This is a genomic window from Sphingobium sp. RSMS, assembly GCF_005406185.4.
Classification (GTDB): Bacteria; Pseudomonadota; Alphaproteobacteria; order Sphingomonadales; family Sphingomonadaceae; genus Sphingobium; species Sphingobium fuliginis.
In genome coordinates this window covers 2,090,182-2,106,951 of the sequence record NZ_CM191257.1, presented here as the reverse complement: position 1 = coordinate 2,106,951, position 16,770 = coordinate 2,090,182, and the positions used below count along the sequence as shown (strand labels likewise).

Below are 16,770 nucleotides of genomic sequence, written 5' to 3'. Positions count from 1 at the left end.
AGGGATCAGAAGTGGAAGATCACGCCAGCCGTGGGCCGGAAGCTGTCGAAATCATAGGTTTCGGTCTGGAAGCGCAGGCGGATGCCGCTATTGCCCGTGACGCCGCCCAGACCGATGTCCTTCGGGCCGACCTCGACGCCCAGGCCGTACATCCAGTCCTTGCGGTCCGGCCAGCCGCCCTTGCCGTTGACCCACTGATAGCCGGCCGACGCGAAGATCATGCCGCTTTCACCGGCCCGCGCGCCGAAGCGGCCCTTCACCCCATATTCCCAGTCGATGTCGCTGAAACCCTTGGTGGCATTGCCCTCGACGCCCACGAAGACGGGACCGAGCGGCACGTTGACGCCCGCGACGCCGCTGATGATCGCGCCGTTCATGATCGTCTCGCCGGGCACGCTGCCGAATTCGGTGCCACGGTCAAAGGTGTGATAGCCGCCCAATATGCCGACATAGGGTTCGACGCCGAAGGCCTGGGTGCCGTCGGGCGCCGTTTCCTCCTGCGCGGACGCGACGGAAGGCAGCGCCGCAACAAGTGCGGCCGCAATGAGATATTTCTTCATGAGGAGTCCCTTTTCCAATTTCGCCGCATGGCGTGTCGGAGGGGATAACCTGCGCTGGTCGCATCAGGTTTCCTCAATGAAAACAAATCCTTCCCGCTGTCCCCAATATGACACAATCCATGTTAAGGAATTGCGCGCCGATGACCGGGATGGATATGGCTATTGCGCGGTCCAGCCGCCGTCGATGCTCATATTGGCGCCGGTGATGTTCGCGGCGGCATCGCTGCATAGATAAAGCGCCATGGACGCCACCTGATCGACCGTGACGAACTGTTTGGTCGGCTGCCCCGCCAGCAGCACGTCGTTCATCACCTGCTCCCGCGTCATGCCGCGCGCCTTCATCGTGTCGGGAATCTGGTTCTCCACCAGCGGCGTCCACACATAGCCGGGCGAAATGCAGTTCGCCGTGATGCCGAAGGTCGCCAGCTCCAGCGCCAGCGTCTTGGTGAAACCGGCAAGGCCATGCTTGGCCGTCACATAGGCGCTCTTATAGGGAGAGGCCGTCAGCGAATGCGCCGAAGCCGTCTGGATGATCCGTCCCCATTTCTTCTCCTTCATGAAGGGAATGGCGAGACGGGACGTGTGGAAGGCGCTGTTGAGGTTGAGCGCGATGATGAGGTTCCATTTGTCGACCGGGAAATCCTCGACCGGCGCGACATGCTGCACCCCTGCATTGTTGATGAGGATGTCGACGCCGCCGAATGCGTCCGCCGCCTCCTTCATCATCGCCTCGATCTGCTCGGTTCTGGTGAGGTCATGGCCGCTATAGAGCGCCTTCGCCCCGCTCAACGCCTCCAGCCCGGCGCGTTCCTTTTCGATCGCGTCCGCATCTCCGAAGCCGTTGATGACGACATTCGCGCCTTCCCCGGCCAGCGCCTTGGCATAGGCAAGGCCGATGCCGGAGGTCGATCCGGTGATGAGGGCGGTCTTGCCGGACAGGAATTGGCTGCTCATGCCTGCTTCTCCTTGAGATGGTCGGGGGCGTCGAGGTCGAAGGTGGAGCTTTTCCCGTTGACGATGTTGCGGGCGATGAGGTCGCCCTTGTGCATCACTTCCTCCACCGCGTCGCGGCCCTGCGCCCAGTGGTCGAGCATGGTGGAGCGGGAAAATTCGAAGTCGCGCGCTCCGCTTTCCCACGCGCGGCTGCGGTAGATGAGGTGGACGATGTTGACCGAACCCACGTCCAGCAACTGGCGCAGCCGCTGTGCGTCCGCGTCCTCCTGCAATTCGGGCGGCAGTTTGTCGAGCAGGGCGCGGATCGCCTTATGCTCCTTGCGCAGCCGCAGATACTGGTCCGTCACCTGGCGGGTGCGGCTGGAATATTGAATGTCCTTGGTCCGGGAATAGACATCGGTCATCTGCCGGGGCATCGGCCCTTCGGCGGGGAACAGATCGACCTGGAACACCAGCATATCCTCGCTCTGATGGTCCAGCACATGGGCGAGCGGGGTGTTGGACACGATGCCGCCATCCCAATACCAGCGCCCGTCGATCTCGATGGGCGGCAGGCCCGGTGGCAGAGCGCCCGACGCCATGATGTGGCGCGCGTCGATCCGGGTGTTGCCGCCCCGGCCGCGCGTATCCCAATAAGCGAAATTGCCGCTTTCCACATCCACCGCGCCCACCGACAGCCGCACCGGCCCGTCATTCAGCAGGTCCCAGTCGATGCAGGCGTCCAGCGTGTCCTTCAGCGGCGCACTGTCGTAGAAGCTGATCGCGCCGGCCGTCCCTTCCGGCATCAGCGGCGCGGGCCAGAGGCGTGGGCGGAACATGCCCGGCACGCCGAAGGTCGCGACCGTGCCCGCCGCCATCAGATGAGCGGCCTCGCGGATATGGTCGATTTCCGGCAGGACGACATTGGGCATGCCGCCGGAGACGGTCAGCCAGAATTTCTTGAGCCGGCTGAGGCGCTTGTGCGGCGGATTGCCGGCGATGATGGCGGCGTTGACCGCGCCGATCGAAATGCCCGCGACCCAACTGACGTCGATTCCCAACTCGTCCAGCCGCTGATAGACGCCCGCCTGGAAGGAGCCGAGCGCTCCGCCGCCCTGCAGCAACAGGGCGACTTCGCGGGGGAGGGGAAGCGGCATATTGGCGCGCCTGCGCGGCTGGGATTCGGTGTCGGCCATGTCGCAGCGCAATATAGAATAGTCTTCCGGCATTCCAACTGAATGTCTCGTTACATTCTCTTCATGGGACGGTGCGCTCGCCGCAACCCGCATTGCATCGGGGACGTTTCCACCGGCGACGGAATGGAATAGGCAGGGCAAGGAAAGAGAGGGACGAGATGCGGCTCGACGACGAACGGGAAAGCACCAATTTCGAGATCCAGGAGGGTCGCGGCGGCTTCGGCGGCGGGATGGGCGGCGGTCTGGGCCTGCTGCTGCCGCTGATCGGCAGCCGTTTCGGCTGCGGCGGGATCGTCGTGGTGCTGATCATTCTGGCGGTCATGGGCGTCAATCCCCTGAGCCTGATGGGGGGTGGCGGCCAGATGCCGCAGGGGAGCGAGGTCAGCCGCGATACCTCCAAACTCAGCGATATACAGCATTGGTCCCTGAAGGTGCTGGGATCGACCGAGCGCGTCTGGGGGCCGCTCTTCCAGCAGGCCGGCCGGCAATATCAGCCGACGGTCCTTTACTTCTATTCCCAGAGCGGCGTGTCGGGCTGCGGCGCGGCGCAAAGCGCCATGGGCCCCTTTTATTGCCCCAATGACCGCAAAGTGTATCTCGACACCGACTTCTTCACCGAACTGCGCCAGCGCTTCGGCGCCCCCGGCGATTTCGCCCAAGCCTATGTGATCGCGCATGAAGTCGGCCATCATGTGCAGGATCTGGAGGGGACTTTGGGCGAGGTGAACCAGCGGCAGCGCGCCGTCAGCGAGGAACAGGGCAATGCGCTGCAGGTGCGGGTCGAATTGCAGGCGGACTGTTATGCGGGCGTCTGGGCCAAGCGCACCGGCCTCATGGAATCGGGCGATCTGGAGGAGGGGATGAAGGCGGCGCAAGCCATAGGCGACGATACGCTGCAAAAGGCGGCCGGCCGCCGTCCCGTGCCGGAAAGCTTCACCCACGGCACCAGCGAACAGCGAATGACCTGGCTGCGCAAGGGACTCGACAGCGGCGATCCCGCGCAATGCGACACGTTCAAGGGAATGTGAGGTCCGGCCTTATTCGGGCACCTCGTCGGACGGCTGCACGCCTTCGACCGGCGTCGGGTTCGATACGGGCGCAGCGGGCAGCCCTGCGCCCGGGGCGAGGAAGGGTCTGCCGGCTTCGGGCATGGGCTGGCCGAAGTCCGCAGCGCCCGGATCTTGGGCGCCGCTGTCTTGGGGCGGCGTTGGGGACGGCGCGGCCTGGGCGGGCATCACCACGGGCGCTGAAGCCGGAACAATCGCCGCGGACGGCACGGCCTGACTGGATTGGGGAACGAAGCTTTCCACCGTCAATACGATGATCGGAGCCGCGATCAGGGTCACGGCGGCAAAGGCCTTGTAGATCATGGGGCGCGTCCATTCATGATCGCGTCATCATAGGCGCGGATCGTAAATAAAATGCTGTCGCCCCTTGTGAAGGTGGCTAGCCTAGACTGCGGCGGTCCCCTCGACGCCCCGCTCCTCCGCAGGAGCGCGGTGGGTCTGGGCCGATCCGACGGAAACTAATGCCGGTCGAGTTTCTCCAGCAGGTCGAGCATGTCGTCCGGAACAGCGCCGCTACCCGCACGGAAGGTCGAACGCAACGCATTGCCGATGCCCTCATAGGGTTGCGGAACGCCGATATTCAGGACGCGGCGGATCGCGCCATCCTGAATCCGGGCCGACCGGCTGAGGGGTTTTCGTTGCATTTCCATGGTAAGATAACTGCCAAGCGGCGCAAAAGTTTCTGGTGTTCGTCGCAATGGCACGCAATATCGGCTCCATTATGGGAGATTCATGGTGACGGACCGTTTGGCGGTCGCGGCAAGGATCAGGGCGCATTCGCCTTTCCTGGCCCGGCAATTGGATCGCTTTCCGGATGTTGCCGATCTGGTGGAGAGCGGAGATTTCGAAGGGGCCTGGGCCGCCGCGCAGCAGGTGGCGGCGCCCGATGACGGCATTGCCCGGTCGCTGAGGCGCAGGCGTGGCGCGGTGGCCTTGGTGACCGCAGCCGCCGATCTGGCGGGCGTCTGGGGACTGGACCGGGTCACGCGCACCCTGTCGGACTTTGCCGACCAGGCGCTGGAGCAGGCGCTGGCCGCCGCCATGGCGGAGCGTTATCCGGACGCGGAGAAGCGGGGCTTCGTGGTGCTGGCGCTCGGCAAGCATGGCAGCCGGGAACTGAACTATTCGTCGGACATCGATCCGATCCTGCTCTACGACCCGAAGACGCTGCCCCATGGCGAGCGGGAAGACCCGGCGGACGCGGCCGTGCGCATTGGCCGGCGGGTCAGCGAACTGCTGAATGCCCGGGACGGCGACGGCTATGTGTTCCGCGTCGACCTTCGCCTGCGCCCCTCTCCGGAGGCGACGCCCATCGCCCTGCCGGTGGAGGCGGCGATCGGCTATTATGAATCGACCGCGCTCGGCTGGGAGCAGGCGGCGTTCATCCGGGCCCGACCGGCGGCGGGCGACCTGCCGCTGGGCGATTATTTCATGCAGGCGATCCGCCCCTTCGTCTGGCGCCGCAGTCTGGATTTCGGGGCCATCGATGCGATCACGGACATCTCCCGCCGAATCCGCGACCATTATTCGCAGGGTCAGGCGTTCGGGCCGGGCTATGACCTCAAGCGCGGGCGTGGCGGCATAAGGGAAGTCGAATTCTTCGCGCAGGTGCACCAGCTCATCCATGGCGGGCGCGATCCTTCCCTGCGGTCGGGCAATACGCGGGAAGCCTTGCGTGCCTTGGCGGCCGCCGGCGTGTTCGAAGCGGAGGTCGCCGCCAGGCTGGACGAGGCCTATGTCCTCTTCCGCACCGTCGAGCACCGGTTGCAGATGGTGGAGGATCGCCAGACCCATGAATTGCCCAGGTCGGCCGAGGCGCTGGATAATGTCGCGCGCCTGCACGGGCTGGAGGATGGCGGAGCGCTGCTCGACCTGCTGCGCCCGCATGTGCAGTGGGTGGGCGGCAATTACGACCGGCTGACCCCAGCGACGCCCGATGAATCCCTGTCGCTGGACGAGGAGAGGCTGAAGGCGCAGCTTGCCGAACTGGGTTTTGCCGATCCGGAAACGCCGCTGGCGCGGATCGCGCGCTGGCGATCGGGCACGGTCCGCGCATTGCGCAGCGGCGCGTCGCGGGAGGCGCTGGAGCAATTGCTGCCGGGCCTGATGCGGACGCTGGCCGCGGCGCCCGATCCGGCGCGGGCGCTCAACCGGCTGGACGATCTGGTCGGCCGCCTGCCGAGCGCGATCAACTTCTTCAAGCTGCTGGCGGCGCGACCCGGCCTTGTGGAACTGCTGGCCGAACTGCTGAGCCATGCGCCGACGCTGGCCGACGCGCTGGGGCGGCGGGCGGAACTGCTCGACGGGCTGATCGACACCTCCGCCTTCGATCCGCCGCCTCCTGTGGAGATATTGGCCGACCAGTTCGCCCGGCTGGAGGAGGGGGAGGATTATCAGGCGCTGCTGGACCGGGTGCGCCAACGCGTGAACGACCGCCGCTTCGCTCTGGGCGCGCAGATCATTCGCGGCGGCGATCCGCTGGAGGCGGGCCGGGGCTATTCCCGCGTGGCCGAAGCCGCCATCGAGGCGTTGGGCGCCGCCACCGTCGCGGAGTTCGAGCGCGCCCATGGAAAAGTGCCCGGCGGCGAGATGGTGATCCTGGCGCTGGGCCGGCTGGGCGGCGGAGTGCTGACCCATGCGTCCGACCTCGACCTCGTCTATCTCTTCACCGGCAGCTTCGAAACCGAATCCGACGGCGCGAAGCCGTTGGGCGCGACGCAATATTTCAACCGCCTTGGCCAGCGCATCACCAATGCCCTGTCGGTGCACACCGCGGCAGGCCCGTTATATGAGGTGGACACGCGCCTTCGCCCCTCCGGCGCGCAAGGGCTGCTGGCGGTCAGCCTGGACAGCTTCGCCCGCTATCAGCGGGAGGAGGCGTGGACCTGGGAGCATCTCGCGCTCACGCGCGCCCGCCCGGTCTTCGGCTCCGATGCCGCGCGCGCGGCGCTGGGCGCGATCCTGACGGAAACGCTTGAGCGGCAGCGCGATTTCGATGAACTGGCGCGCCATGCGGTGAAGATGCGGGGGGACATCGCGAGGCACAAACCGCCCGCGAGCGATCTGGACGTGAAGCTGGTGCCGGGCGGGCTGGTAGACCTGGAATTCCTGATCCACGTCACCCAGTTCCGCCACAATATGGCGTTCGACCCCGATCTGCGCGCCGCGCTGGAGCAGCTTGCGGCGGCCGGCCACCTGCCGGGCGAATTGATCCCGGCCCATGATCTCATCACCCGCTTTCTCGTCGTTTCCCGCCTCGTTTCGCCGAAATCGACCGAACCTCCGCAAGCCACCCGGCCTCTCGTCGCGCGGGCCTGCGGGGTCGAAAGCTGGGACGCGCTGCTTGAAAGCTACGGTAAGGCCCGGCAAAGGGTCGGTGACGCATGGGCGGCGCTGGCGGCGCCCTTCAAGGAGGAATGACGATGCTGGATGTGGGCGACGCCGTGCCTGAAGTGACGCTGAAGGATGCGGATGGGGTGGATTTCACCCTGGCGCGCTACAGGGGCAAGCCCCTGGTCGTCTATTTCTATCCCAAGGCGGACACGCCCGGCTGCACCAGCGAAGCCAAGGATTTCACCGCGCTCGCCGCCGATTTCGCGGCATTGGGCGTGCCGGTGGTCGGCATATCCAAGGACAAGTCCGCCAAGCTCAAGAAATTCGCCGAAAAATACGGGCTGACCGTCACGCTCGCCTCCGACGAGCCGGGCGAGATGTGCGAGGCTTTCGGCACCTGGGTCGAGAAGTCGCTTTACGGCCGCAAATATATGGGGATCGAGCGGGCGACCTTTTTGGTGGGGGCTGACGGGAAGATCCTGCACGTCTGGCCCAAGGTGAAGGTCAAGGGCCATGCCGCCGAGGTGCTGGAGGCCGGACAAGGCCTTTGACGCTTCCTGTTTCCATCGACAGCGTCGGCGCGGCCTGCGCCCATGTGCTGCTGACCCCCGATCCGTTGGCCAAGCTGATGGCGGCCCGGGCGGTCGCAAGGAACTGGCGGCTTGGGCGGCTGGCGCATCGCTTCGATGCCGCCATGCCGGATCGCCCGGCGCGCCCGGGAAAGCCCGAACTTTTGCCGCCCAACCAGATGCCCAAGCGCGGCAGGATCGGTTCGGAACGGGCGCGGATCGCGATGCTCCATGCGCTTGCCCATATCGAATTCGTGGCCATCGATCTCGCCTTCGACCTGATCGGGCGGTTCGGGGCGGAATTCCCGCCGGAATTCACCGGTGAATGGATGCGGGTGGGCGCCGACGAAGCCATGCATTTCGCGCTGCTCGACCGGCGTCTGCGGCAGTTCGGCAGCTTTTACGGCGCTTTGCCGGCGCATGACGGGCTATGGCAGGCCGCGAGCGAGACGGCGCATGATGCGCTCGCCCGCCTTGCCATCGTGCCGATGGTGCTGGAAGCGCGTGCGCTGGACATCACCCCGGCTACCATCGTCCGCTTCCGGGGAGCGGGCGATGAAATGTCGGCGCGCATGTTGCAGAGGATCATGACAGATGAGATTCGCCACGTCTCCGCCGGGACGACATGGTTCGGCCATGCGACGAAACGACTGGGCGTGAACCCCGCAAAACATTACCAAATCCTTGTGAAACGCCACTTTCGGGGTGCGTTGAAACCTCCGTTCAACGACTCGGCGCGCCGACAAGCCGGTTTAACGCGGGAATTTTACACGCCGCTTGCACAATAAGGCGGGACATGTCCTCTTTGTTCCAGCGGGTGGCGGCATCAGCCGCATTTTGGAAACGTGGGGATTAGGCCGAGAGGCGCAAAGCCTCCGGTCGAGAGTCGGGGTCGGCATGTTGGTTCTTCATTCTGATAATGCGCGCGCTGCGCGATGGTTCCGTTCTGCACTTAAAATCGCTGGAGCGTTGGGTATGGCGGGAGCGCTCTGCGCCGCAGTCCCGGCTCAGGCCAAGGCAGATGAAGACGATCCCTATGGCGATGCGTCGGAAATCAACACCAGCACGCTCGGCCCGGCCGATGTCGGCTTCTCCAATCTCTTCTCCAGCCTTCAGCGGCTCGACGGGCAGGCCAAGTCGAGCAACTACATCCCCTCCGGGCGTCCGGTGGAGAAACTCTCCCTGACCTCCAATTTCGGTGTCCGCTCCGACCCGTTCAATGGCGGCGCCCGCATGCACAAGGGCATCGACATCCCTGGCCCGACCGGCACCAAGATCTACGCGACCGCCGACGGCATCGTCAGCCGCGCCGGCTGGGCCAGCGGTTACGGCAATCTGGTCCAGATTTCTCACGGCGGCGGCATGGAAACGCGCTACGGCCACATGTCGAAGCTGCTGGTCGCCGCCAACAGCTATGTCCATCGCGGCCAATTGATCGGCCTGATGGGTTCGACCGGCCGTTCCACCGGCAGCCATCTGCATTATGAGGTGCGCGTCGACGGCCAGGCGATCAACCCGATCCCCTTCGTGGCCGGACCCGATTATCTGGTGGCGATGAACACCAAGCCGCCGATCGCCATGGGCGGCCCGACCAAGGCCCAGGAAAAGGCGGCGGACTGAGCCGAACTTTTTTCTCTTTCCCAAGGCCCGGCACGCGAAAGCTTGTCGGGCCTTTTGCTTGATCCTATTTAAACGTCATGACCGACATCGATCTTACGCCCTCTGCCGCTGCCCGCGTGGCCGCCATTGCCGCCAAGCAGGGCAAGCCCGCCATTTTGCGTCTGGCAGTGGAGGGCGGGGGTTGTTCCGGCTTCCAGTATCGCTTCGGTCTGGCCGAGGCGGTGGAGCCCGACGACATCATGGTCGAGCGCGACGGCGTGACGCTGGTGGTGGATGACGTCAGCATCGATCTGGTGCGCGGTTCGGCGGTCGATTTCGTGTCCGATCTGGGCGGCAAGGCCTTCAAGGTGACGAACCCCAACGCCACCGCCGGCTGCGGTTGCGGCACCAGCTTCTCGGTCTGATAGCGCTCTCTCCCCGTTCGGGCTGAGCTTGTCGAAGCCCTTCATTTCCTTAAAAGGGCACGCGCCGGTTTGATGCGATTCAGGCCGACCGAAAGAAAGACAGGCCCTTATGCGCATCGCCACCTTCAACATCAACGGAATCAAGGCGCGCCTGCCGCGCTTGCTGGAGTGGCTGGACGAGACCCGCCCCGACATCGCCTGTCTTCAGGAAATCAAGACCTCCGACGACACTTTCCCGGTCAAGGACATCGAAGATGTCGGCTATGGCGCGATATGGCACGGGCAGAAGGGGTTCAACGGGGTAGCCATCCTTGCGCGCGGCGAGACGCCGGTGGAGGTCCGCCGCGGCCTGGAAGGGGAGCCGGAGGACGAGCATAGCCGCTATCTGGAAGCCGATGTAAAGGGGCTGCGCGTCGCCAGCATCTACCTGCCCAACGGTAATCCGCAGCCGGGACCGAAATTCGATTACAAGCTGCGCTGGATGAAGCGTCTGCGCCTTCGCGCTGCGGAAATCTGGGCGGAGGAAGTGCCGGCGATCCTGGCGGGCGATTATAATGTCATTCCGCGTGACAGGGACGTTTATTCGGTCAAGGCGATGGCCGACGACGCGCTGATGCAGCCGGAAAGCCGCGCCGCCTATCGTCGCCTGCTGGGCGACGGCTGGACGGATGCCATCGCTTCCCGGCACCCGGCGGGCGGAATATGGACCTATTGGGATTATCAGATGAACGCCTGGCCACGCGACGCGGGGTTCCGGATCGATCATCTGCTGCTCAGTCCCGCCGCCGCCGACCGCCTGATCGACGCGCAGGTCGACAAGGATTTTCGTGGGCGGGAAAAGGCCAGCGATCATGCCCCTGTCTGGGCGGAACTGACCGAATAATTTTACCCGGACGTTATTGACTCTATTTTACCCGGATAATAAATGTTGTGCCGAAGGAGATTTCGGCATGACGCGCACTTTGACCGCCTTTGCGGGCGACCTCTGGATTGCGACGGGTGACGAGGAAGAGCTGCGGGCAACGCTTCATGCCATGGGGACGCAGGCGCAGTCTCTGCTGCTGTTCGACGACAGCACCGGGCGGCAGGTGGATATCGATCTGCGCGGTCCAGTGCAGGAGATTTCCCGCGGCCGGGGGCGGCCCCGGCTGGGCGTTCAGGCGCGTGAAGTGACTCTGCTCCCCCGGCATTGGGACTGGCTGGCGGCGCAGCCCGGCGGTGCTTCCGTGACGCTGCGGCGCTTGGTCGATGCGGCGCGCAAGGATGCGGACACAAAGCCATCGCCTCGCGCGGCGATGGACGCGGCTTATCATTTTCTGACGGTGATGGCGGGCGACCGGCCCGGCTATGAGGACGCCATTCGCGCGCTCTATGCAAGGGACAAGGCGGGGTTCGACCTTGCTGCTGCCGACTGGCCCCGCGCCATCCGGGATCATGGCGCGGCCCTTGCCCAGGGAGCATTCGACCAGAGCGCGCCGCGTTGAATCGGACGCTGGGCGTGCGTTCTAACTTTGCGTTGTCGCATCCTTTTCAGCAGACAATCGGTTTCCACCTCCCCACACAGCCTGCCAGCCTCAGCTTCTCGCCTTTTCCGCTACCTGAATTCCCGGCAGGGCCGCCGGATCGGCCATGTCCTGCCCGATCCACGCGCCGCCCTGTTTGAAATAGCCGATATGGTGGCCTCGCTGGAAACTGGCGCCGTCCCATACCACCACCTGCACTTCTATCTCGTCATGGCGGTGAACGTGCAGCCAGTTGAAGCTTTGCGGCTCGGCATTGCGCAGGCGGGTGGAGGTCGCCGTTCCCGCCTGGATCACCAGCGCGCCGCCCGAATGCGCCACCATCTTCTCCGCCGCCTCCGCATAGGTGCGATGGAAATGGCCGGCCAGCGCGATATGGATGCCTGCTTCCGCCGCCGCGCGTACGGCATCCTCATGCCTTCCGACAGCTTCGCTCAACTCGCCGCCCTTGCCGATCGGCATGGCGAAGAGCGGGTGATGGGTGACGAGGATGCGCGTCTTCTCCAGCGCGACCCGCGCGAATCTTTCGCGAAGCATGTCCATCTGGTCATGGTTGATCCGCCCATCCTTGATCGTCAGCGATCGCGCGGTGTTGAGCCCCAATATCGCGACCGCATCATCCTCGTAAAAAGGGCACAGATCATTGCTGATATAATGTTTGTAGCGGCGCAGCGGCGCCCCGAAGCGGCGCGCCAGATCGTAGAGCGGAATGTCATGATTGCCTGGTACCACCAGCAGCTTCATGCCCGCCGACCGCAGCCGGTTGAGCCAGGCGGCGGCCTGCCGGAACTGTTCGCGCCTCGCGCGCTGGGTGAAATCGCCGCTGATGACCACCAGGTCCGGCTGATGCTGTTGCAGCCAGGCCTCGGTGGCGGTGACGATGCGGGGATCATGGGCGCCGAAATGAATATCCGACAGATGAGCGATGCGGGCCATGAACCATGAACGGGCAAGGCCTTTTATGGTTTCGGACCTTGGAGCGCAGTTGCGTGTTGTCGAGGCATGGAAACGACATCCCCGCCCGTCAGAAACCTGCCGCATGAGGCGGCGCTGATCGTCAATGTGCATTCCCGCCGAGGAGAAGCCCTGTTCAAGGATGCCAAGGCCAGGCTGGAGGAAGCGGGCCTGCGCCTGATCGCAGCCCATGCGGTGAAGGAGCCGGAGCGATTGCAGGAAACGGTGCGCAGGGCCATCGCGGACGGCGCGCCGATGGTGATCGTCGGCGGCGGCGATGGATCGCTGTCCGGCACTGTGGATGAGCTGGTGGGCAAGGACTGCGTCTTCGGCGTGCTGCCGCTGGGCACCGCGAACAGTTTTGCGCGGACGCTGGGCATTCCGCTCGATCTGGAAGGGGCGGTGGCGGTCATATCCGGCGGCCGGCGGCGGCGAATCGACTTGGGCATGATCGACCGGGACTATTTCGTGAATGCGGCCTCGCTGGGGTTGTCCCCCCGGATCGGGGAGACGGTGCCGCACAAGTTGAAGCGTTATCTGGGACGGATCGGCTATCTGCTCTGGGCGGTCAAATGCTCCATAGGCTTTCGCGCTTTCCGGTTGATGCTGGACGATGGGATCAGGCAGCGCAGCATGTGGGCGACGGAAGTACGCATCCTCAACGGCCCCTATCATGGCGGGGTGGAACTGTCCGATCAGGCGGATGTGGACACCGGGGAGATCGTGATCCAGGCGGTGGTTGGGCGCAGCCACGCCCGGCTGGCCTGGGACTGGTACGCCAAATTCTTCAAGCTGCGCGACCGGGACGCGCAGACGGAGGAGTTTCGCGGCAAGGCGTTCCGGATCGAAACGGCGCCGCCGCAGAGCATTTCCATCGACGGCGAAGTGCTGGCGAAGACGCCGGCCATGGTGAAGATCGCGGCCGGCGCGGTGGATGTGGCGGTGCCTTAACCATTCTCCTTGGGCGGGCTTTCAGGCTGAATTCAGCATGGGCGCCAAAGCAGAAGCGTGCTTCTGCTCGCGTCCCTTCATCCCCTCCAACGGGAAGCCTATGGGATGCAGACAGCGCCTAAAGGGGCTTTTCATATACCTGATAGACCTTGTTCACCTTGCTCTCAATGGCGTCGGCAATGGCGTTCATGCCCTGATTGTCGTCCAGCACCCAGCCGATCTCGCCGCGCGTCGCGCCATAATGCGCGGTCGCGCTGCGGCGGATATATTCGATCATCATGAAGGCAAGCTGGCTCGCCATGCGGGAAGATTGCAACCGCTGCACCACGCCCATCAGCGGCACGCGCATGGTCCGCACCTTCGGCTTTCTCAGCCACCAGAGCAGTTTCGCCCAGCCGAAGGGAAAGAGCGAGCCGTTAAGCGGCGCTATCGCTTCGTTGAGATCGGGCAGCGTCATCATGAAAGCGACAGGCTCACCCTCCAGCTCCGCGATCATGATGAGGTCGTTGAACACAATGGGCTTCAACTGCTTGCCGAAATGCGCGACCTCCTCGTCGGTGATCGGCACAAAGCCCCAATTATTGCCCCAGGCGTCGTTCAGGATGCTGAGGATGATCGCCGCTTCGCTGTCGAATTTCGACTTGTCGACCTTGCGGATGCGGATGCGTTCGTTCTTCTCGCCCGACTGGACGATGCGCTGGATCAGCGGCGGGAATGGCCGGGTGATGTCCAGTTCATAGGTCTTGAGCTGCTTGACCGGCCGATAGCCCGCATCCTCCACCATGGCGCGATATTCCGGCTTCGCATGGCCCATCATCACCGTCGGCCTGTGGTCGAAGCCTTCGATCAGCAGCCCCGGCTCCTCCCAGATCGACAGTGAGATCGGCCCCAGCACGCGGGTCATGCCCTTGGCCCGCAGCCACCCCTCCGCCGTCGCGATCAGGGCTGCGCCGGTTTCGGCATCCTCCGCCTCGAACAGACCGAAATTGCCGGTGCCCGGCCCCATGCCCTGCTCGGCGGGCTGGGCCAGCGCCAGATGATCGAGATGCGCCGACACCCGTCCCACGACCCTGTCGCCGCGGCGGGCCAGGAAATATTGCGCCTCGGCATGGCCGAAAAAGGGGTTCTTGCCCGGCGTGATCAGGCTGTAGACCTCATCCTTCAGCGGCGGCACCCAGTTGGGATCGCCGGCATAGAGCCGCCAGGGCAGATCGACGAAAGCCTTGCGGTCGGCCTTGGAAGTTACGGGGGTAATCACCAGTTCTTGATTGGCCACGGCGCAGGACGCTTTCGCTGGAGAGGTTTGGGCAGAGCAGTTCGGCGCTTGTTCCGGGAATGTCAATCGGGACATGAGCGGATGGGATCATCATGACCAAATCGTCATGTTGCTGCCCCAATTGCAGCGCATTTACCCTTTAGGAACCACGGCATGACTGTGCACGATCCCCTTATTGCAGCCGCGTCGCGGACGAAAAGCGCGATCCCCGACGATGCGGCGATGCTGCGCGCGGCGGCCGACCTGACCCGCGAACTGTCGACGGCCCGGCCCGCCATCTATTGGCCCGACATGCTGGCATCGGCTCTTGTCGGCTATGCCGCGCTGGCCGGGGCGATCCTGACCGGCGATGCCGCTCTCATGCTGGCGTTCGGCCTGGCGGCGATGCTGGCGCTTTATCGCGCGGCCAGTTTCATCCATGAGCTGACCCACATCCGCAAGGGCGCGCTGCCGGGTTTCCGCCTTGGCTGGAACCTGATCGTCGGCATCCCCCTGATGATCCCGTCATTCATGTATGAAGAGGTGCATACGCAGCATCATGCCCGCACCCGCTACGGCACGGCGAATGATCCGGAATATCTGCCGCTGGCGCTGATGAAGCCCTGGTCGCTGCCGCTGTTCATCCTGGTGGCGGCGCTGGCGCCGTTGGGCCTCATCCTGCGTTTCGCCGTGCTGACGCCGCTCAGCCTGATGGTCCCGCCGCTGCGGCGAAGGGTGGTGGCGGAATTTTCCGCGCTCTCGATCAACCCCGCCTATCGCCGCCGCGCGCCGGAGGGAGACTTTGCCCGCCAGTGGATGTGGCAGGAGGCGGGCGCGTGTCTCTTCGCGCTGGCGCTGGTCGGCAGCATCTTCGCCTTCGGATGGAAGCCGCTGCTCACCTATATGGCGGTGCATTCCGGCATGACCGTCATCAACCAGCTCCGCACGCTGGTCGCGCATCTGTGGGAAAATGAGGGCGAGGCGATGACCGTCACCGCGCAATATCTGGACTCGGTGAATGTGCCGCCGCCGTCGCCCTTCGCCGCGATCTGGGCGCCGGTGGGGCTGCGCTACCATGCGCTGCATCATCTGCTGCCGAGCGTGCCCTATCACGCGCTGGGGGAGGCCCATAAGCGGTTGGTGGCGACGCTGGCGAGCGATTCGCCCTATCACAAGGGCAACTATCCCGGCATGTGGCCGCTGGTGGGGAAGATCGCGCGCTCGACGATGGGCAAGCGTTAACTCCACCGCCCCCGCTGGTGCTCCCGAGAGGGCAGGAGCATGTCATCTCCGGGGGCGAGGATTATTCCTCCGTCCGGAACAGTACCGTCTCGCCCACCAGCAGGAATAGCAGAAACGGCGCCCAGGCTGCCAGAAAGGGCGGATAGGCCCCGAGGTTCCCCATGGCGAGCGAGAAATTGTCCGCCACGAAATAGGCGAAGCCGAGCGCCATCCCCATCACCGCGCGCACGAACAACTGTCCCGATCGAGCCAGCCCGAAAGCGGCCACCGACCCCAGAATCGGCATCAGCAGCGCCGACAAAGGTCCCGACAGCTTGTGCCAGAGGCTGCCCTCCAGCTCCGCCGTCGGCCGCCCCGCATCATGCAGGTCGCTGATCGCCGCCTGCAACTGGCCGAAGGTCAGCGCATCCGGGTCGACCTTCGCCAAGGTGAACTGATCGGGCCGTATGTCGTGGCCAAAGCGCACCGTGCCGATCTGCCGCTCCGTCCCACGCGCGACGTCGAACTGCCGCGCGTCCTCCAGCACCCAGCTTCTGGCCGAAGCGTCATAATGGCCCCTGGGCGCCTGGACGATGGTGGTCAGCGTGTTGTTGATCCGGTTGAATATCTCCACCTTGCGGAGCTGGACCGCCGTGCCCCGTCCGGCGACGATGGCGGCCGTGACCAGATTGTTGCCGTCGCGCACCCATGGGCTGGTCTTGACCCCGCTGTCGGGGGGCAGGGGGCCATAGTCGACGGCCTGCCAAGCGGAAAGGCGGGCGGTGGACCGCGCCACGATCCGCTCGTTGAAGGCATAGCTGATGAGCGCCACGCCCAGCGCCGCAGCCAGCAACGGCGCCAATATCTGGTGCGCCGACAGCCCCGCCGCCTTCATCGAGATGATCTCGCTGTTCTGGTTGAGGCTGGCGAGCATGATCAGCGTGCCGAGCAGCACCGAAAAGGGCAGGAAGCGGGCGACGATCTGCGGCGCCCGCAGCGCCACATAATGCCATAATTGCGCATCGCCATTGCCGGCATAGGCAAGGATGTCGCCCGATTCGCCCAGCAGGTCGAGGGTCTGGAGCACCGCGACCAGCATCGCCAGCACCGCGAAGGTCCGGGTCAGGAACAGCCGGGCCATGTACCAGCTAAGCTGGCGCGACGGAAAGAAGTTGAGCTGATGCATG

Annotated in this window: 18 protein-coding genes; 10 read left to right on the top strand and 8 right to left on the bottom strand. The window is 64.7% G+C overall.

All coding sequences use genetic code 11. The features are described 5' to 3' along the window. Positions 1–5 precede the first annotated feature (5 nt). From EGM87_RS10100 to EGM87_RS10090, 3 genes are all read right to left on the bottom strand, one after another. A complete protein-coding gene (locus EGM87_RS10100; protein WP_044660041.1) occupies positions 6–560 on the bottom strand; it encodes a hypothetical protein in 555 nt (184 codons plus the stop codon). Positions 561–719: 159 nt separating this feature from the next. Further along, the gene (locus EGM87_RS10095; RefSeq protein WP_025549729.1) at positions 720–1,514 is read right to left on the bottom strand and encodes a 3-hydroxybutyrate dehydrogenase; all 795 of its coding nucleotides are present in this window, start codon (positions 1,512–1,514) and stop codon (positions 720–722) included. Next, positions 1,511–2,689: a patatin-like phospholipase family protein gene (locus EGM87_RS10090; protein WP_044662741.1), complete on the bottom strand. Its 1,179-nt coding sequence runs from the start codon at positions 2,687–2,689 to the stop codon at positions 1,511–1,513. Before EGM87_RS10090 ends, EGM87_RS10095 begins: the two co-directional genes overlap by 4 nt. 158 nt (positions 2,690–2,847) lie before the next feature. Between EGM87_RS10090 and ypfJ the strand changes: the two genes are divergently transcribed. Then, positions 2,848–3,717, top strand: coding sequence for a KPN_02809 family neutral zinc metallopeptidase (gene ypfJ / locus EGM87_RS10085; RefSeq protein ID WP_044660040.1), 870 nt, complete (start codon positions 2,848–2,850; stop codon positions 3,715–3,717). Between the two features lie 9 nt (positions 3,718–3,726). Here the strand turns inward: ypfJ and EGM87_RS10080 are convergent, their stop codons facing one another. Both EGM87_RS10080 and EGM87_RS10075 read right to left on the bottom strand, forming a co-directional pair. Beyond that, positions 3,727–4,059, bottom strand: a complete 333-nt coding sequence (locus EGM87_RS10080) for a hypothetical protein (protein WP_044660039.1) — start codon at positions 4,057–4,059, stop codon at positions 3,727–3,729. A 155-nt stretch (positions 4,060–4,214) separates the two neighbouring features. After that, on the bottom strand, positions 4,215–4,406 hold the full coding sequence (locus EGM87_RS10075) for a hypothetical protein (protein ID WP_025549732.1): 192 nt from the start codon (positions 4,404–4,406) through the stop codon (positions 4,215–4,217). Positions 4,407–4,488: 82 nt separating this feature from the next. Between EGM87_RS10075 and EGM87_RS10070 the strand changes: the two genes are divergently transcribed. The 7 genes from EGM87_RS10070 (at position 4,489) to EGM87_RS10040 (ending at position 11,166) form a co-directional block, all read left to right on the top strand. Beyond that, entirely contained in the window at positions 4,489–7,176 is a 2,688-nt protein-coding gene (locus tag EGM87_RS10070; RefSeq protein ID WP_044660038.1) for a bifunctional [glutamine synthetase] adenylyltransferase/[glutamine synthetase]-adenylyl-L-tyrosine phosphorylase, read from the top strand. A gap of 2 nt (positions 7,177–7,178) precedes the next feature. Further along, a complete protein-coding gene (gene bcp / locus EGM87_RS10065) occupies positions 7,179–7,640 on the top strand; it encodes a thioredoxin-dependent thiol peroxidase (protein ID WP_044660037.1) in 462 nt (153 codons plus the stop codon). Then, positions 7,637–8,446 carry a ferritin-like domain-containing protein gene (locus EGM87_RS10060; protein ID WP_044660036.1) on the top strand — a complete coding sequence of 270 codons (810 nt, stop codon included), beginning with the start codon at positions 7,637–7,639 and terminating at the stop codon, positions 8,444–8,446. The genes bcp and EGM87_RS10060 overlap by 4 nt, the downstream gene beginning before the upstream one ends. A 109-nt stretch (positions 8,447–8,555) precedes the next feature. Beyond that, positions 8,556–9,278, top strand: coding sequence for a M23 family metallopeptidase (locus EGM87_RS10055; RefSeq protein ID WP_170825562.1), 723 nt, complete (start codon positions 8,556–8,558; stop codon positions 9,276–9,278). A 77-nt stretch (positions 9,279–9,355) separates the two neighbouring features. Next, positions 9,356–9,682, top strand: coding sequence for an iron-sulfur cluster insertion protein ErpA (gene erpA, locus EGM87_RS10050; protein WP_025549736.1), 327 nt, complete (start codon positions 9,356–9,358; stop codon positions 9,680–9,682). A 109-nt stretch (positions 9,683–9,791) separates the two neighbouring features. Further along, positions 9,792–10,565, top strand: a complete 774-nt coding sequence (gene xth / locus EGM87_RS10045) for an exodeoxyribonuclease III (RefSeq protein WP_044660035.1) — start codon at positions 9,792–9,794, stop codon at positions 10,563–10,565. A 67-nt stretch (positions 10,566–10,632) separates the two neighbouring features. After that, positions 10,633–11,166, top strand: coding sequence for a DUF2239 family protein (locus EGM87_RS10040; RefSeq protein WP_044660034.1), 534 nt, complete (start codon positions 10,633–10,635; stop codon positions 11,164–11,166). Positions 11,167–11,256: 90 nt separating this feature from the next. On the opposite strand, the gene EGM87_RS10035 is transcribed toward EGM87_RS10040, so the two are convergent. Beyond that, entirely contained in the window at positions 11,257–12,138 is an 882-nt protein-coding gene (locus EGM87_RS10035; protein ID WP_044660033.1) for a metallophosphoesterase family protein, read from the bottom strand. A gap of 66 nt (positions 12,139–12,204) precedes the next feature. Between EGM87_RS10035 and EGM87_RS10030 the strand changes: the two genes are divergently transcribed. Next, entirely contained in the window at positions 12,205–13,107 is a 903-nt protein-coding gene (locus EGM87_RS10030; protein WP_025549739.1) for a diacylglycerol/lipid kinase family protein, read from the top strand. Positions 13,108–13,225: 118 nt separating this feature from the next. Here EGM87_RS10030 and EGM87_RS10025 read toward each other — a convergent pair whose 3' ends face one another. Beyond that, positions 13,226–14,383: a hypothetical protein gene (locus EGM87_RS10025; protein ID WP_044660032.1), complete on the bottom strand. Its 1,158-nt coding sequence runs from the start codon at positions 14,381–14,383 to the stop codon at positions 13,226–13,228. Positions 14,384–14,536: 153 nt separating this feature from the next. Between EGM87_RS10025 and EGM87_RS10020 the strand changes: the two genes are divergently transcribed. Next, on the top strand, positions 14,537–15,604 hold the full coding sequence (locus EGM87_RS10020) for a fatty acid desaturase family protein (protein WP_044660031.1): 1,068 nt from the start codon (positions 14,537–14,539) through the stop codon (positions 15,602–15,604). Positions 15,605–15,665: 61 nt separating this feature from the next. On the opposite strand, the gene lptG is transcribed toward EGM87_RS10020, so the two are convergent. Continuing rightward, positions 15,666–16,769 carry an LPS export ABC transporter permease LptG gene (lptG, locus tag EGM87_RS10015; protein ID WP_025549741.1) on the bottom strand — a complete coding sequence of 368 codons (1,104 nt, stop codon included), beginning with the start codon at positions 16,767–16,769 and terminating at the stop codon, positions 15,666–15,668. Between the last annotated feature and the right edge of the window lies 1 nt (position 16,770).